The organism is Nocardia sp. 852002-20019_SCH5090214, from assembly GCF_001665865.1.
GTDB lineage: Bacteria > Actinomycetota > Actinomycetes > Mycobacteriales > Mycobacteriaceae > Nocardia > Nocardia nova.
Genome location: NZ_LZMK01000393.1, coordinates 266,898 through 283,857, shown reverse-complemented (window position 1 = coordinate 283,857; position 16,960 = coordinate 266,898). Strand labels below are relative to the sequence as shown.

General features: G+C 69.1%; 9 protein-coding genes. All 9 read right to left on the bottom strand.

Translation table 11 applies throughout. The annotated features are described in order from the left end of the window. Nucleotides 1-5: 5 nt before the first annotated feature. Nucleotides 6-7,682 (bottom strand): amino acid adenylation domain-containing protein, encoded by a 7,677-nt coding sequence (locus tag A5780_RS33035; protein ID WP_064911004.1) that lies wholly within the window; start codon nt 7,680-7,682, stop codon nt 6-8. 16 nt (nt 7,683-7,698) lie between these two features. After that, on the bottom strand, nt 7,699-9,495 hold the full coding sequence (locus A5780_RS33030; protein ID WP_063009142.1) for a carbamoyltransferase C-terminal domain-containing protein: 1,797 nt from the start codon (nt 9,493-9,495) through the stop codon (nt 7,699-7,701). 9 nt (nt 9,496-9,504) lie between these two features. After that, nucleotides 9,505-10,329: a class I SAM-dependent methyltransferase gene (locus tag A5780_RS33025; protein ID WP_082976856.1), complete on the bottom strand. Its 825-nt coding sequence runs from the start codon at nt 10,327-10,329 to the stop codon at nt 9,505-9,507. A gap of 15 nt (nt 10,330-10,344) precedes the next feature. After that, nucleotides 10,345-11,490: an acyltransferase gene (locus A5780_RS33020; protein WP_063009140.1), complete on the bottom strand. Its 1,146-nt coding sequence runs from the start codon at nt 11,488-11,490 to the stop codon at nt 10,345-10,347. Nucleotides 11,491-11,492: 2 nt separating this feature from the next. After that, nucleotides 11,493-13,124, bottom strand: coding sequence for an AMP-binding protein (locus A5780_RS33015; protein ID WP_063009138.1), 1,632 nt, complete (start codon nt 13,122-13,124; stop codon nt 11,493-11,495). After that, entirely contained in the window at nt 13,121-13,378 is a 258-nt protein-coding gene (locus A5780_RS33010) for an acyl carrier protein (RefSeq protein ID WP_030515113.1), read from the bottom strand. The genes A5780_RS33015 and A5780_RS33010 overlap by 4 nt, the downstream gene beginning before the upstream one ends. A gap of 24 nt (nt 13,379-13,402) precedes the next feature. Continuing rightward, nucleotides 13,403-14,368 (bottom strand): hypothetical protein, encoded by a 966-nt coding sequence (locus tag A5780_RS33005; protein WP_064911002.1) that lies wholly within the window; start codon nt 14,366-14,368, stop codon nt 13,403-13,405. A 499-nt stretch (nt 14,369-14,867) separates the two neighbouring features. Beyond that, complete coding sequence (gene glpR / locus A5780_RS33000) at nt 14,868-16,070, bottom strand: gephyrin-like molybdotransferase receptor GlpR (protein ID WP_063009136.1); 1,203 nt, start codon at nt 16,068-16,070, stop codon at nt 14,868-14,870. 230 nt (nt 16,071-16,300) lie between these two features. After that, entirely contained in the window at nt 16,301-16,951 is a 651-nt protein-coding gene (locus tag A5780_RS32995; protein WP_030515110.1) for a GNAT family N-acetyltransferase, read from the bottom strand. Between the last annotated feature and the right edge of the window lie 9 nt (nt 16,952-16,960).

The window sequence follows — 16,960 nt, the reverse complement described above, 5'->3', positions numbered from 1 at the left end:
ATCCCTCACCACTGTGCGTCGCTGTGTAATGCCGCCTCCAGCAGAGCCAGCTCGGCGGCGATCGGATCCTCCGACTGGGGCGGCGCCGGCGGGGCCGACGGGGCCGACGGGGCCGATTCCGAAGCCGCCGGTTGCGATTCGGCCGGAGGCGGACCGGCCGGACTCGCAACAGCGGGGGTCGGCGCGGGCGAATCCGCAGCCGGAAGCGCATCCGGCGAAACCGGCACGGCCGGGGCCGAGGTGTCCGAAGACGGCCCGGCCGGAGCCGAACCCTCGGGCGGTACGTCGGTGAGGTGCGGCGCTCCGTCCTGTGTCGTCGCGTGGTGGGGCCGAGCATGAACGGCGGCAGTGGCCGGGTCGGGCGCGTCGGGCTCCCCGGAACCGATTGCGGCCATGAGATATTCGGCCGCCTTCTCGACGGTCGGATGGTCGAATCCGAAGGTCGCGGGCAGCGCGAGTCCGAAACCGTCCTGCAGGCGTGAGCGCAGTTCGACGACCGCGAGGGAGTCCATCCCGAGCTGGGTGAATCCCTCCTCCGGGTCGATCAGATGTCCGGCGTCGAGGCCCAGCACCGCCTTCACCTCGGTGGCCGTGAGCTCGCGCACGAGGCCCGCCCGGTCGCTCCGGGCAGCCGCCAGTACCCGTTCACGCAGCGAGGCGGCCGGTCCGGCAGCGGCGGGGGTGGTGGCGATACTTCCGTACCACGGGTCACCACCCGCGGCCGCGGCCAGCTTCGGCCAGTCCAGATCCGCGGCGACGACGGTCGGACCGGCAGCGACCAGATTGCCGGCCAGCAGACGCAGCCCCTGCTCCGGCGAGAGCGGGCGGTAGCCGCGCAGCCGGGCCCGCTCGCGCTCTTCGGCGTCGAGCCGGGCCGCCATCCCGATGTCGCCCCACGGACCCCACGCGATGCTGGTCGCGCGGATCCCCTGGGCCCGCAACAGCGACGCGTACCCGTCCAGATACGCATTGGCCGCCGCGTAATTGGCCTGTCCGCCCGCCCCGACGGTTGCGGTCAGCGACGAGAAGCACACCACGAATTCCGTATCCGCACCGATTATTTCGCGCAGCCGGTGGATACCGCCGACCTTGGGCGCCAGGACCTTCTCGAATCGGCCGGCGTCCAGCCCGGCGATCGTCGCATCGTCGAGCACACCGGCCGCATGCACGATGCCGCCGAGCGGATGCGGCGCTGCCGCCACCACGCCGGCGAGCGACTCGGCGCCGATGTCGGCGGTGTGCACGGTGACCGAGCAGCCGCCGTCGCGGATCTCGTCCAGCAACCGCGCGGTCTCCGGATCGGGTGCGGTGCGGCCGACGAGCACGAGGTGTCCCGCGCCCTGCTCGGCGAGCATGTGCGCCACGCGGGGGCCGATCCCCCGCAGCCCGCCCGTGACGAGATAGCTGCGATCGCGCCGTATCCGCACATCCGTCCCCGGCTGCGCCCGGCGGAGCCGTGCGACGTAGCGATTCCCGCCGCGATGCGCGATCCGCGTCTCCGGCGACCAGCGGTGGATCTCGACCGCCAGCCGGATCAGCGACGAATCGTCGTCGCCATCCAGATCGACTGTGCTGCACCGCAGTTCCGGATACTCGCGACGGACGACCGTGGCGATACCCCACAGCATGGTCGCCGCCGGATCGGTGACGTCGGCGTCGCCGGTCACCGGTTGGGCGCCGCGGGTGGGCCACCACACGCGGACGCGTTCGGATGCCAGCGCCGGTAGTGGTCGCACCGCCGCGGCACACCGCCGCGCGGCCTCGCCGACGAACCGCGCGCTCTCGCCGTCGGCTCTCGTCAGGCCGCGCAGGTCGACGTAGCCGCGACGGTCCGCCGCGGCGAATTCGACCGGCCACGCGCGTATTTCGGCGTCGGCGGCCGCGCTGCGCGTGATGCCCGATCCCGGCGGGGCATCCGCACCGATCAGTACCGTCTCGGCCGGAATCGCCCGCGCGCGCAGCACCCGCGCGAAACGGCTCAACCGGTCGGGTTCATCGTCGACCACCAGCAGCGAGGCCGGCTCGGTGCCCGTGTCGGCCGGCTCGGTGCGCTGCCAGTGTTGCTCGTGGGTGATATCGGCCGTCTTGTGCGCGAGCGCCCGCTCCACCTGTGCCCGGCTGATGCGCCGCGATTCGAATCCGTCCACGGCGACCACCAATTCGCCGGTGGCGCTGTACATCCGGATATGCGCGGTGAACGCCTCGTCACCCGCGCCGTGCCCGCCCGCCAATCGGGCATGGATCCACAGCGGGCCCTCGGTGCGGCGACCGGAGAAGTAGTAGCGGTCGATACTGAACGGAACGTAGATGTTCTCCTGCGCCCGCAGCAGATCGTTGTCGTATTTCCAGCAGCTGTTGAGCACCTGGAACGCGGCCTCGACCAACCCCGCGTGCAGCGGTTCCGGCCCGATCTCCACACCCTCGGGACGGGTGGTCAGGCACAGTGCCTCGTTGTCGCCGCGCCGGATGCTCTCGATCCAGTGGAAGGAGTTTCCGGTGTCGAGCCCCGGCACCCACACATCACGATAGAACTCGAGTCCGGACAGCTCCTGCGGACAGCGGGCGAGAATATCTCCGCGCTCGGTCTCGCCGAATGTCGAATCCGATTCGGCGGGAGCGCTTTCCAGCGCGGTGCGGAACAGCGCCGGCCAGGCCGCGCCCGCACCGGATTCCTCCTCGGCGACGAGGGTCACGTCCCAGCCCGGACCGCTCGGCCGCAGCACCAGTTGTGCGCGGCGGCTGCCGCCGTCCGACACGGCGAACGGATGCAGGAACAACGTGTCCCGCAGCACGTAGGGCCCGTCGATGTGGTGCGCGGCCGCGGCCAGCACCATGGCGATATGCGAGGCGCCGGGCACCACCGCGGTACCGAACAACCGGTGATCGGTCACATACGACGGTGAGTCACAGGCGAAACCGCGTTCGTAGCGAATCTCCTCCGACAGCGGCAGATCCACCGGACGGCCGGGCAGCCCGGTCTCCTCGGCGGCGCTCTCGGCACGGCGGCTCGCCCGTTTCGGTTCGACCCAGAAGGTGCTGCGCTGGAATGCGTAGGTGGGCAGCGGGATTCGACACCCCTGGGCGAACGGGCCCCACGGCGTGGGACAGATGTCCACACCGCTCGCATAGAGTTTCGCCGCCGCGACCAGCAGGCCGCGCGAGAAATCGTGCGGCCCGTCGGCCGCCGGTACCGTGTGGACGCCGTACCGATCGGCGGCCAGCCGCAGCCGGGCTCGTTCGTCGCTGCGACGGCCCAGCACCAGCATCCGATCACAGCCCACGGCCGCCACGCACGAATCGAGCGGTGCGTCGGCATTCGGTGCGTGCGATGCCAACCGCAGGTCCCGGCGTTCACCCGCCCACGCCGGTGTCCCAGCCGCGGCGGCCCGCATGGCGGTCGCCAGGTCGAGGACGCCGGAGATCGTCGCGGCCACGTATTCGCCCGCGCCGTAACCGATCACCGCATCCCAGTGCAGGCCGCACGCCCGCCACATCTGCACCAGGACGTACTGACGGGCCAGCTCCGCCTGCACTCCGGTGGGTTCGGCGCCGCCGAGTGCCGCCGACACCTCCGCGCGCGCCTTCCGCACCACCGCATCGTCGGCGTACCGGTCGAGGAATTCGTCGACACCGGCTTCGGGAGCGTCGCCCAGGACCAGGCACAGGCGGTGGTCCGCATGCTGCTCCGCCTCGGTGAACAATGCCGCCGCGGGTTCACCGCGCAGGTACGCCGCCAGCGCCGCCCGCAACTCCGGCAGCGTGGAGATCACCGCGGCAAGCCGCCGCCCATGATGCTCCCGGCCGAAACCTGTCGTGTAGCAGACGTCTTCGACGGCGACATCGGCATCGGCATCGGCATCGAGCCGATCGAGGTAGCGCTGCGCGAGGTCACGCAATGCCGCCTCGGAACGCGCCGACAACCGGAACAGTCCGGTCCAGTCCGCGGGTGCGGCGCTCGCGATGCGCGGCGGCGCGGCCTCCAGCACCGCATGCGCGTTGGTGCCGCCGATGCCGAAGGCCGACACCGTGGCGATCCGCGGCCGATCCGACGGCCATGCGCGCGAGCGCGGCGACACCCGGAAAGGCGTCTCGGACCAAGGAATCCGGCTGCTGGGCTGGTGCAGATCCGCGAGTCCCGGCAGGACCGCGTGGTCCAACGCCAGAACGGCTTTGACGAATCCCGCCACACCGGCGGCGGTATCGAGGTGGCCGATATTCGCCTTCACCGATCCGACCTCGCACCGGTCCGCGCGCGGACCGCCGAATGCCTCGGTGAGGGCGGCGATCTCCATCGGATCCCCCATCGGCGTGGCGGTACCGTGCGCCTCGACGTATCCGATCTCCGCCGGCGCCACCCCGGCCACGCGATGCGCCCGGCGGATGACCTCGACCTGGCCGTCGACACTCGGCGCGGTGAACCCGACCTTCGCGGACCCGTCGTTGTTGATCGCGGTGCCGCGCACCACGGCGAAGATCCGGTCACCGTCGCGCACCGCTGCGTCGAGCCGTTTGAGCACGACCACGCCCGCCCCGTTGCCGAAGACGGTGCCGCCGGCCTGCTCGTCGAAGGCGCGACAGTGCCCGTCCGGCGAGGCGACCATCCCCTCCTGATGCAGGTAGCCGACCCGATCCGGCACGCGCACCGCGACCCCGCCGGCCAGGGCGATCTCGCATTCGCCGCGGCCGATGGATTGGCAGGCCAGATGGACCGCGACCAGCGAGGTCGAACAGGCGCTCTGCACGGTGACGGCCGGTCCGTGCAGGTCGAGGCGGTAGGCGATCGAGGTGGGCAGGAAGTCGGGTTCGTTGCCGACCTTGATCTGATAGTGCTGGGTGGAGGGCAGCTGCGTGAAGTCGTCGGCGAAATAGCGGTGGAAGTAGCTGCTGGGCAGCCCGCCCACGAACACCCCGGTGCGCGGACGCTGCGGCGCACCACCGTAGCCCGCGTGTTCGAGCGCCTCGACCGCGCATTCCAGCAGCAGCCGATGCTGCGGATCGGTGACCTGGGCCTCGCGGGCGGTGAAACCGAAGTACTCGGCGTCGAATCCGGCGATATCGTCCAGGACGGCCGCGGTGCGCACGTAATTCGGCGCGGCGATGCGCTCCTCCGATTCGCCCGCGGCCCGCAACTGCTCGTCGTCGAGTTCGGTCATCGTCGTGCGCGCATCCGCGATGACATCCCAGAATTCGTCGAGATCGGCAGCGCCCGGCACCCGCACGGCCATGCCGATCACCGCGAACGGACCGCTGTGGTCGCCGGCATCGTCGACCGACTCCCGGGCAGCGACCGAACCGGCGAGGGCCGCGGCCAGTGCGGCCACGGTCGGATAGCGGAACAGGTCCGTGCGCGCGATCGAGATCCCGAGCGCCTCTTCCAGTGCCAGGTGCACCCGGGCGACGAGCAGTGAATTGCCGCCCAGATCGAAGAAATTCGCGGTGGCGGGCACCGAATCGCACTCGAGCACTTGCGCCCAGACCGCCGCTATCGCGTCGGAGAGATCGCTCGGTGAGGCGGCGGTCGAGCCGGGCACCGCGACGACGGGCGCGGGCAAACTCCTGCGATCGATCTTCCCGGCCGAGTTGCGGGGAAACTCCTCGAGCACAACGATTTTCGCGGGCACCATATACGCCGGCAGCAGAGTACGGGCATGTGCGCGCACCGCGTCGGTGTCGACACCCGCGGCGGCGGCGCTCACGTAGCCGACCAGTTCGCTCCGCTGCGGATCATCGCCGAAGACCGTGACCACGGCCTCGCGCACTCCCTCGGCGGAGCGTAACGCGGCCTCGACCTCACCGGCTTCGATCCGCAGACCACGCAATTTGAGCTGATGGTCGGCCCGGCCGAGATACTCCAGGCGTCCGTCGGGCAGCCGCCGCACACGATCACCGGTGGCGTACAGCCGTTCTCCGGTCCGCCGGTCGGCCACGAAGCGGCCGATCTCGTCGGCGGGGTCGACATAGCCACGCGCCAGGCAGACCCCGGCCAGATGCAGCTGCCCCGGAACACCCACCGGCACGAGCTGTCCCGCGGCGTCCAGGACGACGGCGCGCACATTCTCGATCGGCCGGCCGAGGGTGACCGCCGCCCCCGGAAGCACCTGTTCGCAGGTGACGTCGACGGCCGCTTCGGTCGGTCCGTAGTAGTTGTAGAGCGCGGTATCCGGCAGCAGCCGGTGGAATTCGGCGGCCACGTCGGCGGGTAGCGCCTCACCGCTGGTGGTCACGTACCGCAGCGAGGTGCACGCCTCGGCGCCGGGCTCGGCCAGCCACGTGCGCAGCATCGAGGGCACGAAGTGCGCGACGGTGATCTCCCGCGCGCGAATGACATCCAGGAGATAGCGCGAATCCCGATGCCCCTCGGCATCACACAGGACCGACTGCGCGCCGTGCACCAGCGGGTAGAACAGATCCCACACCGACACGTCGAACGTCAGCGGCGTCTTCTGTAGCACCCGGTCGGACTCGTCGATGCGAATCGCGTCGTGCAGCAGGCGATTACAGATCGCCGCATGTTCGATCAGCACACCCTTGGGCCGGCCGGTCGAACCGGAGGTGTAGATGACGTAGGCGAGATCCGTCGGCGCGCCGACGCGGGCGGGTGCGGGCTCGGTCCGGTCCAGTTCGTCCCCTACGGCGTCCAGATCGATCGCCGTGACGCCCTCGGCGGATAAGCGCTCGGCGATCTCGGCGTCGTCACACAGCACCACCGACGCCCCGGAATCCGCCAGGATCGTCGCCAGCCGCGCATCCGGATCCGCGGGATCCAGCGGCAGATAGGCCGCACCGGCCTTCATGACACCGAGCGCCAGCACCGGCACCCGCGGCGAACGCCGCAGGCACAGCGCGACGATCTGCCGGGGCCGCACCCCCGCGGCGCTCAGATATCCGGCGACCCGCGCGGCGCGGTCGTCGAGTTCGCCGTAACTCAGCGTGCCCGCCTCGGACACCACGGCGGGACTGCCGGGCCGGCTCGCCGCTCGTTCGGCGATCAGTGCGTGCAGCGTCGTCGCGGGACGGGCCGGCTGCGGCCCGGTCGACCACTCGTCGAGGGCCGCCCGGTCCTCCTCCGGCAGCATCGGCAAGGCCGCGAGCGCGGTATCCGGCTGCGCGATGAACGCGTCGATCAGCATCGCCCACTGCGCCAGCAGCCGCCGCACCGTCTGCGGTTCGAACAGCTCCGCATCGTATTCGCAGCGCAGTTCACCCGCGCCGCGATCCTCGACGAAGACCAGATCGCAGCCGACGACGGCCTCGAGCGCGTCCTCCGCCGCGTCCGGGTCGTGCTCGCCGGTGATTTCGCAGTAGGCGATCTGGAACAGCGGATGGCGATCGAATACCGGTGTGGGACAGAGCGTCGCGATCAATTCGTCGATGTCGAAGCCGGCGCGTGCGGCCGCCGCTCGCGAGCGGGCCGCATCGACCTCTGCGGCCAGCGCCTGCGCCGTGCGATCCGGCTCGACGGCCACCCGCAACGGACTCGGTGAATCATCCTCCGGCGCAATCACTCCGAGTGTGACCTCGGCGTGTTCGGAATACCGGTGGATCAGGGCGATCAATGCCGCCACTGCTGGACCCGACGAGCGGGGACGATGCTCTTCCCGGGCACGCAGGTATCGCTGCACCGGTGCGCGGCGGAAATCGGTGGCGATGGCGATGACGCCGGGAAGAAAGTCGGCTTGCACAGTAACTCGATCCCACTTATCCGGCGCGAACCGGCTCTACCAGGTAATTGCCGATGGCCAGCACGTCCAGTCCGGCGGTGACGAAGGTGTCCAGGCCCTCGGCCGGCGTGCACACGATCGGCTGGCCCTTCACGTTGAACGAGGTGTTCAGCAGGATCGGTGTGCCGGTCTCCTGCCGGAAGGCGTCGATCACCGTCCAGAACCGCTCGTTGCGCTCGCGCGACACCGTCTGCACCCGAGCCGATCCGTCGACATGGGTGACCGCCGGCAGCCCCTCGCGGAATTCCGGCCGCACCGAGGTGATGAACAGCATCCAGGCATAGGTGTCGACCTCGGCGTCCTTGATGTCGAAATACGTGGTCGCGTACTCGTCGAGGACGGCGGGAGCGAAGGGGCGGAAGCCCTCCCGCTTCTTCACCTTCGCGTTGATGATGTCGCGCATGCGCGGATGGCGCGGGTCGCCGAGAATGCTGCGATTGCCCAGGGCGCGCGGACCGTATTCCAGACGTCCCTGAAACAGCGCCCCGATCTGCCCGGCGGCCAACCGGCGGCCCAATTCGGCGGCGAGCGCCGCGAAATCGTCGAATCGGGTTGCGGTGCAATCGGTCCGGCCCGCGAGTGCCGCCGCGATCTGCTCGTCGGAGTATTCCGGGCCGTTCAGCGGTGTCGCGATACCCGCGATCGGGGCGGCCCCCTCGCGCTGGTGGTGCACATACAGCGCCGCACCCAGCGCGGTGCCGTCGTCACCGGCGGCGGATTGGATGAACATGCGCTTGAACTGGCGGCTGCGCAGAATCACGCCGTTGGCCGTGCAGTTGAGCGCGACCCCGCCGGCCATGCACAGATTCTTCGCACCGGTCTGTTTGCGGAAGTACCGCAGCGTGTGCAGCAGGGTCGCCTCGAGCGCCGCCTGCAGGGCGGCGGCGATATCGCGGTGGTGGTCGGTCAACTCGTCGTCGGGGCCGCGGGCCGGGCCGAAGATCTCCTCGATCGCTTTCAGTGTGCCGCGGTAGGTTTCCCGGTCCAGATCGGTTTCGTTGCGGTACAGGATGGGAATCGTGAAAGTACCGTCGGGCCGCAGATGAATGAGATCCATCATCGCCGCGAAGTGTTTGCGGTGGTCACCGTAGGGCGCCAGCCCCATGATCTTGTACTCGTCGAGGCCGAACGCGAAGCCCAGATAGTAGGTGAAGACGCCGTAGAGAATTCCGAGGGAATTCAGTTCCGAGACCGTCGCGATCGGTTCGATGCCCGCATCCGTTCCGAGCGCGACGGTCGCGCTGTGCTGCTCCCCCATGCCGTCGGCGACGAGGACCAGCGCCGAATCGAATCCGCTGGGATAGAACGTGCTGGCCGCGTGGGCAAGGTGATGCGGTACCTGCACCAGCCGGTCGTCCCAGTCGCCGCCGAAGGTCTCGGTGAGTTTGTCCAGCAGCACCTGCCGGGCGAAGACCTCGCGGAACCGCGCGCGTCCGAGTTCGCTGTGTTCGAATTCGGCTCGCAGCGGCTCGTAGGAGAAACCGTGGGCGAGCACGTCGAGCGAATCGACCGAGATTCCGGCTCGTTCACAGCCGAATCGGATGGCGTGTTCGGGAAAGGCGCCGGTCGCCTTCTCCCCGGTGAACCGCTCCTCGGCCACCGCGCTGACCAGCTCGCCGTCGTGCAGCAGTGCCGCCGCGGAATCGAAGCCCTGGGTGATGCGGTAGTCGCGCCACTCCAGCCCCGGGAAGCGGGCCTGCTTGAACGGCACACTGTTGTGCAGACCGCTGATCCCCATGATCGACTTCGGTTGCGCGGCTGGTGTTCTCACCATGGCGGAGGCTCACAATCTTCGTGCCCGCGGACGTTTGCGGGCGAAATACTGGCTGGTCGCATACAGTTCGACGGCGATGTCGGTATCCGGGACGACGCGCTGCAGGAAGGCGCGATGGGCATCGATGGCCGCCGGATCGGCGCCGGCGTGTTCGAGGTAGGCCGGCACGCACTGTTCGAATCCCAAGGCGTGCAACATCTTCGCCTCGGGCATCGCCGAGACCGGCTGGAAGCGGTCGCGACGCGCGATGATGAAGCCGGCCTCGGTGAGCAGCTGTAGGGTGCGCTCGTAGATGTCGTGGGCGGCGCCGCGCGCCCGGCCGAGGGCGAACCACCACTCCCGCCACAGATCCGCGGCGGGATCGTCGGCGGGCACGAATCGCAGCGCCCCGACATCGGACATCTCCAGCAGCAGCGCGCCGTCGTCGGCGAGCATGCGCTCCATCGCGGTGAGCGCGGCGGCGGCGTCGGCCACGTGCATCAGCAGAAAGCGGCTGTACACCCAATCGACCGAACCGGGTTCGAGCGGTGCGTCTTCGATGCGCGCGTGCACGTAGCGCACCTGCGGCAGATCGCCCACCAGGCGGCGCGCGATCTCGAGCTGTTCGGCGGAGGCGTCGACGGCGTAGACGACGCCGTCGGGTCCGACCCGCTCGGCGAGCCAGGCCGTCATCGCGCCGTGCCCGCAGCCGATATCGGCCACCGTCGCGCCGGCACAGAGCCCGACCGATTCGAGGAAGGCACGCGAACTCGGGTTGTAATGCTGATCGAGCAGGGCCAGGCGCGCCGCGTCGCGATCGCCGACGGCCATGCTGTAGGTCATCGCTGCAGCCATATCGGATTCGTCTCTCTACGAACGCGCGGCCGGTTCGTGCTCGAGTGTGGAGGCCCACTGCAGGCTGTGCGCCCGCTCGGGGTCGGGCAGCAGATAGCACCCGTCCTGGCGCGGCCGGCGGCCCGGCGTCACCAGACCGACCGGCGGCCCGGCGCCGAAATCCAGCCAGGAGGCGGGGATCCGGGACAGATTGCTGACCAAAAAGCCCGACTGCGGCGGATATCCCCAGACCCGGTCGAGTCCCGCGATGCCGTGCACCTGCAGGAACGCCTCGAGTTCGGCGATCGCGTCGTCGATGCGTCCGGGCGCGGTGGCGATCGCGTCACGCACCCAGCCGGCGATCTCCGGCACCGAGGCGTTGCGGACGCGCTCGGTCTCGACATCGATCAGCACCTGCACGAAGGCGTTGCCGAAATAGGTCGGGCCGAGTTCGCGGACGAAGCGGCGGATGTCGACCGGGCAGGCCAGGGTCACCAGGTCGGTGTCCTTGGTCGCGGCGTAGTCGCGAAACAGGCCCGCTGCCACCAGATCCGCGGTCGACAACCCCGAAACCTCGGCTTGCGCCTCGCATTCGGCGAGATCCAGCCGACCGGTGTGGACGTCGAGCTCGGGCAGTTCCAGATCCGGCTCGACCGTCACGAATCCCGCCCGGCGCAACGCGTCCGGATCGACGCTGTCGCGGTCGCGTGCCTGCGGGCGGGTGAGCACCTCGCGGTCGCAGCGCGGCGACAGGAAGCGAGCGCCGCGGGCCCGGGCCGCCCAGGCCGCCAGGAAGAAGAACATGCCGTAGCCGTCGGCCAGGCCGTGCGACATCGACAGCCCGACGGCCGTGCGGTCGCCGCGGGTCACCACCCGCCCGCGGGCGAGCACATGCCCCACTCCGATCTCGACCGGATCGAGGCATTCGCTCAGCGGCACGGTGGATTCGGCGACCGTGGCCCGGATCGCGGGGCGCGGGTCGTCGACATCCATCGCCAAGGTGCGCTCGTCGAGTTGCACCAGCGCCGCGTCGGCGCCGACGAATTCGCGGGCCGTCTCGATATAGGCCTCGACGATCCGATCGGCGTCGAGCACCTCGCCGAACTCTACCACGAACTGCAGCGGACCGGCCATATTCGCCGTCCACATGTGGTCGACGGTCGACAGCGGTACCGGCGCCATCGTCAACTCCTCTCCAGGGCGTCGAATTCGCCCTGCAGCAACTGGTTCCACATCACCCGCCGCCGCGGCTTGCCGCTGGTGGTGCGCGCGATGAGTCCCCGGTCGCCGATGAACAACCGCAGCGACGTATCCGTTCCCAGCTGCCCGGCCAGGACCTGCCGCAGCCGCACGGCCTCGACCGGCTTGTCCTCGACCAGCACGGCGACGCGTGCGGCGCCGAAGGCGTTGCCGGCCAGCGCGACCACTCGGTTGGCGGGCACGCCGAAGGCCTCCACCACGGCCGCCTCGATGTCCTCGGCGTAGATCGTGCGGCCCCGCACCTTCACCGCGTCGCCGACCCGGCCGATCGGATACAGCTGCCCACCCACCAGCAGCCCCGCATCACCGGTCGCCAGAGCACCGTCCTCGGCACGCGACAGATCGCGGGTGCCCTCCGCCGTCTGGTATTCCCGGGCGACGCTCGGGCCACCGACGATCAATTCGCCCGGCGCTCCGGCATATTCGTCGGTCGCCGCGGTCCGCACCGTCACTCCGTCCAGCGGTGCGCCACACCCGACCAGCCACCGCCGGCCGTCCTCGAGCGGCGCCGACATCAGCTCGAACGGACCGTCCACGGCGCCGGTTTCGGGTGTCACCGCGGCGGCCTGCACCGGCTCCGACGGCCGTAGGCCGGAGACCGCGAGCGTGCCCTCGGCCAGCCCGTAGGCGGGACACGGTGTGCGCGAATCGAATCCGTAGGGCGCCAATCGCTCGGCGAATCCGCGCAGAATCGCCGGATCGATCCGTTCGGCGCCCACGATCATCACTCGCCAGGGATCGAAATCCATTCCGGCCAAGGCCTCGTCGGTCATCTTTCGCAGCAGATACGCCAGCGCGAAGTTCGGCGTCGCGGTGATCGTCGCGCCGTCGCGGCCGAAACAGGACAGCCACGACAACGGATCCCGAATGAAATCGATCGGCGTCATGGCCTGAATGTCCAGATTCAGAATGGTCGGCGTGATGATGCAGCCGATCAGGCCCATATCGTGATACGGCGGCAGCCAGGTGGCGATCCGGTCAGTCGGGCGAAACTCCAGCCACCGGTCGATCGCGGCGCAATTGGCCTCCAGATTCGCCACCGATACCCGGACCGCTTTGGGCGAACCACTACTGCCGGAGGTGAATTGGAGCAAACCGATGCGGTCCGGCGCACACCCCGGCAGTTCGGTCACGGCGGGAGTCGCATTCGACGTGCCGACAATCGTGACCCCGCCCACGGATTCGAGCACCGGATGAACCACTCCGGCGAGTTCCTCCGCCACGATGATCGCCGAGGGAGCGGCCGCGGCCAGCAATGCGGACAGTTGCTGCCGATACGCCGACTCGTTCTGCAGTGGTAGTGGCGGCGCCAGCGGATTGGGAGTGGCTCCCGCGGCCAGCACGCCGAAGAAATTCGTCATGAATCGTTCCGGGGCCGATTCCACGATGGAAACCACCGCACCCGGACGTACCCCGGCCTCGATACAGGCCGCGGCCACCCGTCGCACCTGTTCACTCAACCGGGGATAGGCGATGCGGCGCCAGTCGCCGTTGTCGGCGATGGTCCAGCCTCGTTCCTCGCCGTCGTAGGCCAGCCAGTCGAGCAATCCGGTCATGGCTGTTTCGCCCGCAGCGCGTCACACACCATCTGCTCGATATCGCCGACGGTCACCACATTCGTCGCACCGGAATCGCCGCCGGCGTCGATGCCGAAACGCACCTGCAGGCCGAGCGCGAGTTCGATCAGGGCCAGCGAGTCGTAGCCCAGCTGTTCGGCCAGCACATCATCGGAGGCCAATTCCGCCGAAGGCTGGGGGGCGTGCCGACGGACCAGTTCCCGTACCTGGTCGCGCACTTCATTTTCGTCCACGAAATGCTCCCGAGTTGTTTTTGTTCATCGAACGAGGTACGTGATGGGATGTGATTCACCGTGCAGATCGGCATATTCTCCCGCGGCTGCCGCACAGGATTCCCGCCAATTCTTCGTGAGTTCCGAAATGGTGTCCGAAGGAATTCCGATCGACGTCATTCTCCGGCCGAGAGAACTCTCCGCGAATTCCCATTGCTCCTGAAGTATTTCGGCGCGTTTCCGCAACACCGGCACCAATCGCGGAAATGGATCACGCGTTTCCGGATCGACCAATGTCCGGGCGGCCGCCGGAATATGTTTGCGAATCATCGCGACAATATGGTCGCGCTGTCCGCCGCGCACTCCGTTGCGCAATGCCAGCACACCGAAGGAAATATGCCGCGATTCGTCGCGGGCGACATTCGTGATACCGGTCCGCAGAATGTCGAAGCGTGGCAGCGCCCGCACGGTTCCCAGCACGGTGTGCAGACCGGTCATCGCCACCGCACCCTCGACCAGCAGGTGGTAGACCACCACGCCCTCGTACCAGGCGGCGATGTCGCCCGGGTCCGCCCGCACCCGCTCGACCGCGTCCACGAGCGCCTTCTCGAACAGGTCACCCACCCGATCGACGCCACTGACCTGCGATAACTCCTCGTTGCCGAGGGTCTCGGAGAGAAAGGCGAGGTAGCGCCGGAAGAAGACGGTGTGGCGCGCCTCGTCGGCCAGTTGGGTGGCCAGATACATCTTGTAGTCGACCTCGGGCGCGGCGTAGGCCAGCGGCGCCAAGGTCTCGGTCACGGTCGTCTCGCCGACCAGGAAGCGGGCCAGGGTGGCCAGCAGCGGCAACCGCGCGAAGGCCGGCAGCCGGGTCCAGCCCTCCGCATCACGCTCGTATTCGAGGCTCTGCGCCTGCCATTGCTGCATTTCCCAGCGGCGATAGAGATCGAGCGCGGTTACCCGTTCGGCAAGATCGATCTCGATCTCGTCGATGACCGTTGAATTGTTCATCGCGATTTCTCGATCTGTTACGCGAGCAGGCCGGTGAAAATCGATAGCAGAGTGCTTTCATACACGTCGATCAACCCTTCCAACCGCCCAGCTACCCCACGCGCAGCGTCCTCACCTGCTGCGGCGTGTCAATACCCGTGACCACGCATCCGTACCGGAAGGATTAAATCCTTCGATCTTGTGGACAGCGATTCTGCACGGTGCCCGAGCTTACTCCGGAAATAGCTCGCGAGCCACTCGTAACGGGGAGATCACAGCGACAAAAGGTTACCTATGAATTTGCCGCCTTCTCGGCACTCCCGGTGAGTGGACACGGACGTTTCACATTCCGGCTGACAGCCCACCACACACCACCTCCCCTATGAGATGCGGAGAGTTAGCCACGAGCGCCGATTCGTCCGGCCACAGCCGCGAAAAAACGCCAGGGCACACCGAAACGGCCGCCGCTCGCAGCTCCTGGCTACGATGCGGCGGCCGTCGGCAACCGGCTCCCCGGCTCCTATTCGCCTGCGGCGCGGCGGATTTCACCACCCGCGGCCCGGTTCCGGGTGGCCCGGGCAGCGGCGGCGTCGAAATGTTCCAGATGGTCGAACAGCGGGTCCTCGTCGTCGACGTCGAGCACCACCGCGCGCCGGCGCAGCGCGCGGGCGGCATCGCGATCCATCCCCGGACGACGCTCGGCCCGGACCCTTTCCTGCGCAACGGCTTCGGCGTTCTCGGCGGGGCGCTGCCGCGCTCCGGACAGCCGTGCCGCGCGGCGGCGGCGGATGTCCTCCTCGAAGCGCACCTGCCGCCGCAGGTAGGCCAGATAGCCCCCGAAGGCCACCACCGAAAGCGCACACCCCCACCACAGGGTCGCGCTCACGGCGATCGCGAAGGCGCCGAAAAGCAGTGTGCTCAGGATCAATCCGAGTGCGGTGCGCTGCCGGAAGCGATACCGGGCCGCGCGCGCGATGGCGTCGGCCTCCGGATCGAACCCGCCACGGCCACGCCGGGAGGGGACGAAATCGCGTGCGGCCGATCCGGGTTCGCCGTCGGCGCCGTCGTCGAGATCATCGAGCTCGTCGTCCGGATCCACATCGCCGCGCCGGGCCGGAACAGCCGCGTTCGGTGCGGGTGGGATGCGGGCCATGCTCGCCTGCGGGCGATCCTCGGTCTCGGCGGCGGCCGGGACGTCGTCGGCCTCTTCACCTTCCTCGGCATCGTCCGGATCGTCGGCGCGGGCGTCTCCGGCGAGATCGCCGTCGCGATCGACTTCGCCGAAGTCGTCGTGCTCGTCGCCCGGCTCGGCATCGACGGCGTCGCCGGGGGTTTCACGGGCGTGCTCCTCGCCCCCGTCGGCGCGACCGGGCGGATCACCGGCGCTCCGGTGTGCCCGCGTCACCTCCGATTCGGCGCGCTCGGGTGCGTTCCGGTCGTCCTCGATGACGGGCTCATCGGCCGATGTCGTCATCCGGTCCTCCGCATCATCGCCGTGGGAAAGCCTTTTCTGCCGAGGGGTCGGCACCCAGTCCGGATCGGTCTCATGCCCGGTGGCCGGCCCTTTCTTCGCACGTCGTCTGGTACCACCTCGATGCAGCACCCGGGTTGCCAGGGCCACGTCCGTGGTGCGGCGGATCCGCGGATGCCGATCGGCCAGCATCGGGAACAGCACGAAGACCCAGAGCACGACGAGCGCGATCCACAAGATCGAATTCGGCATCGCGCTCCCACCTCCGTCCCCGCCTGACCACTGTCCCTTCTCGACCGCTGGGCAGGTTCTCGCCACCTGTTTCGTCCTGGCACCGGACGCACCACCGACGTCCGTAGGTTAATGCGGCGTCACAGGAATATCCCGCAGGCGCGCCGCCCACACCTGCCCCACCCGTCACAAGGCGGTCATCACCAGGCCCGGGCGCGTCACCGCCGAAAAACGCCGCGCGACCGGGCCGCTCACGGCGGCGTGGCACGACCCGAGCGGATGAGGCGATCGACGACCGTGCCGGACACCTCCTCGACGGTCATCGCGACCAGCAGATGGTCGCGCCACGCGCCGTCGACGTCCAGATAGCGCCGCAACGTGCCCTCCTCGCGGAAGCCCACATTGCGCAGTACCGCCTGGCTGGCCAGATTCTCCGGCCGCACCGTCGCCTCCACCCGGTGCAGGCCCACGGGCCCGAAGCAGTGGTCCAGTCCCATCGCCAGCGCGGCGGTGGCGACACCCTGGCCGCCGACGTCCTTGGCGACCCAGTAGCCGATCCAGGCCGAACGCAACGCACCCCGCACGATGTTGCCGATGGTCAGCTGGCCGCCGAAGGATCCGTCCACCTCGATCACCAACGGCACCATCGCCCCCCGGCGCGCCTCGGCCTTCAGGCTCGACCACAGCGACGGCCAGTTGGAGGCGTGATTGCGCGCCTCCCAGCTACCCCGGCCGGTCGGCTCCCACGGCTCCAGATGTTCGCGGTCGCGCAGGCGGATTCGCGACCAGGCCGCCGCGTCCCGCAGCCGGATCGGGCGCAGGGTCACTCGCCCACCCGCGACTCGAACCGGACCGAGATGTGCGGGCCAGCCCGGATGCTGGGCGGCCCGGAATACGTTCATGTCCACAGA

What these genes read in the sequence shown, in the direction of transcription:
- A5780_RS33020 (WP_063009140.1), bottom strand. Translation starts at nt 11,490, where the DNA reads ATGGCGCCGGTACCGCTGTCGACCGTCGACCACATGTGGACGGCGAAT.
- A5780_RS33005 (WP_064911002.1), bottom strand. Translation starts at nt 14,368, where the DNA reads ATGAACAATTCAACGGTCATCGACGAGATCGAGATCGATCTTGCCGAA.
- A5780_RS33015 (WP_063009138.1), bottom strand. Translation starts at nt 13,124, where the DNA reads ATGACCGGATTGCTCGACTGGCTGGCCTACGACGGCGAGGAACGAGGC.
- glpR (WP_063009136.1), bottom strand. Translation starts at nt 16,070, where the DNA reads ATGCCGAATTCGATCTTGTGGATCGCGCTCGTCGTGCTCTGGGTCTTC.
- A5780_RS33030 (WP_063009142.1), bottom strand. Translation starts at nt 9,495, where the DNA reads ATGGTGAGAACACCAGCCGCGCAACCGAAGTCGATCATGGGGATCAGC.
- A5780_RS32995 (WP_030515110.1), bottom strand. Translation starts at nt 16,951, where the DNA reads ATGAACGTATTCCGGGCCGCCCAGCATCCGGGCTGGCCCGCACATCTC.
- A5780_RS33025 (WP_082976856.1), bottom strand. Translation starts at nt 10,329, where the DNA reads ATGGCTGCAGCGATGACCTACAGCATGGCCGTCGGCGATCGCGACGCG.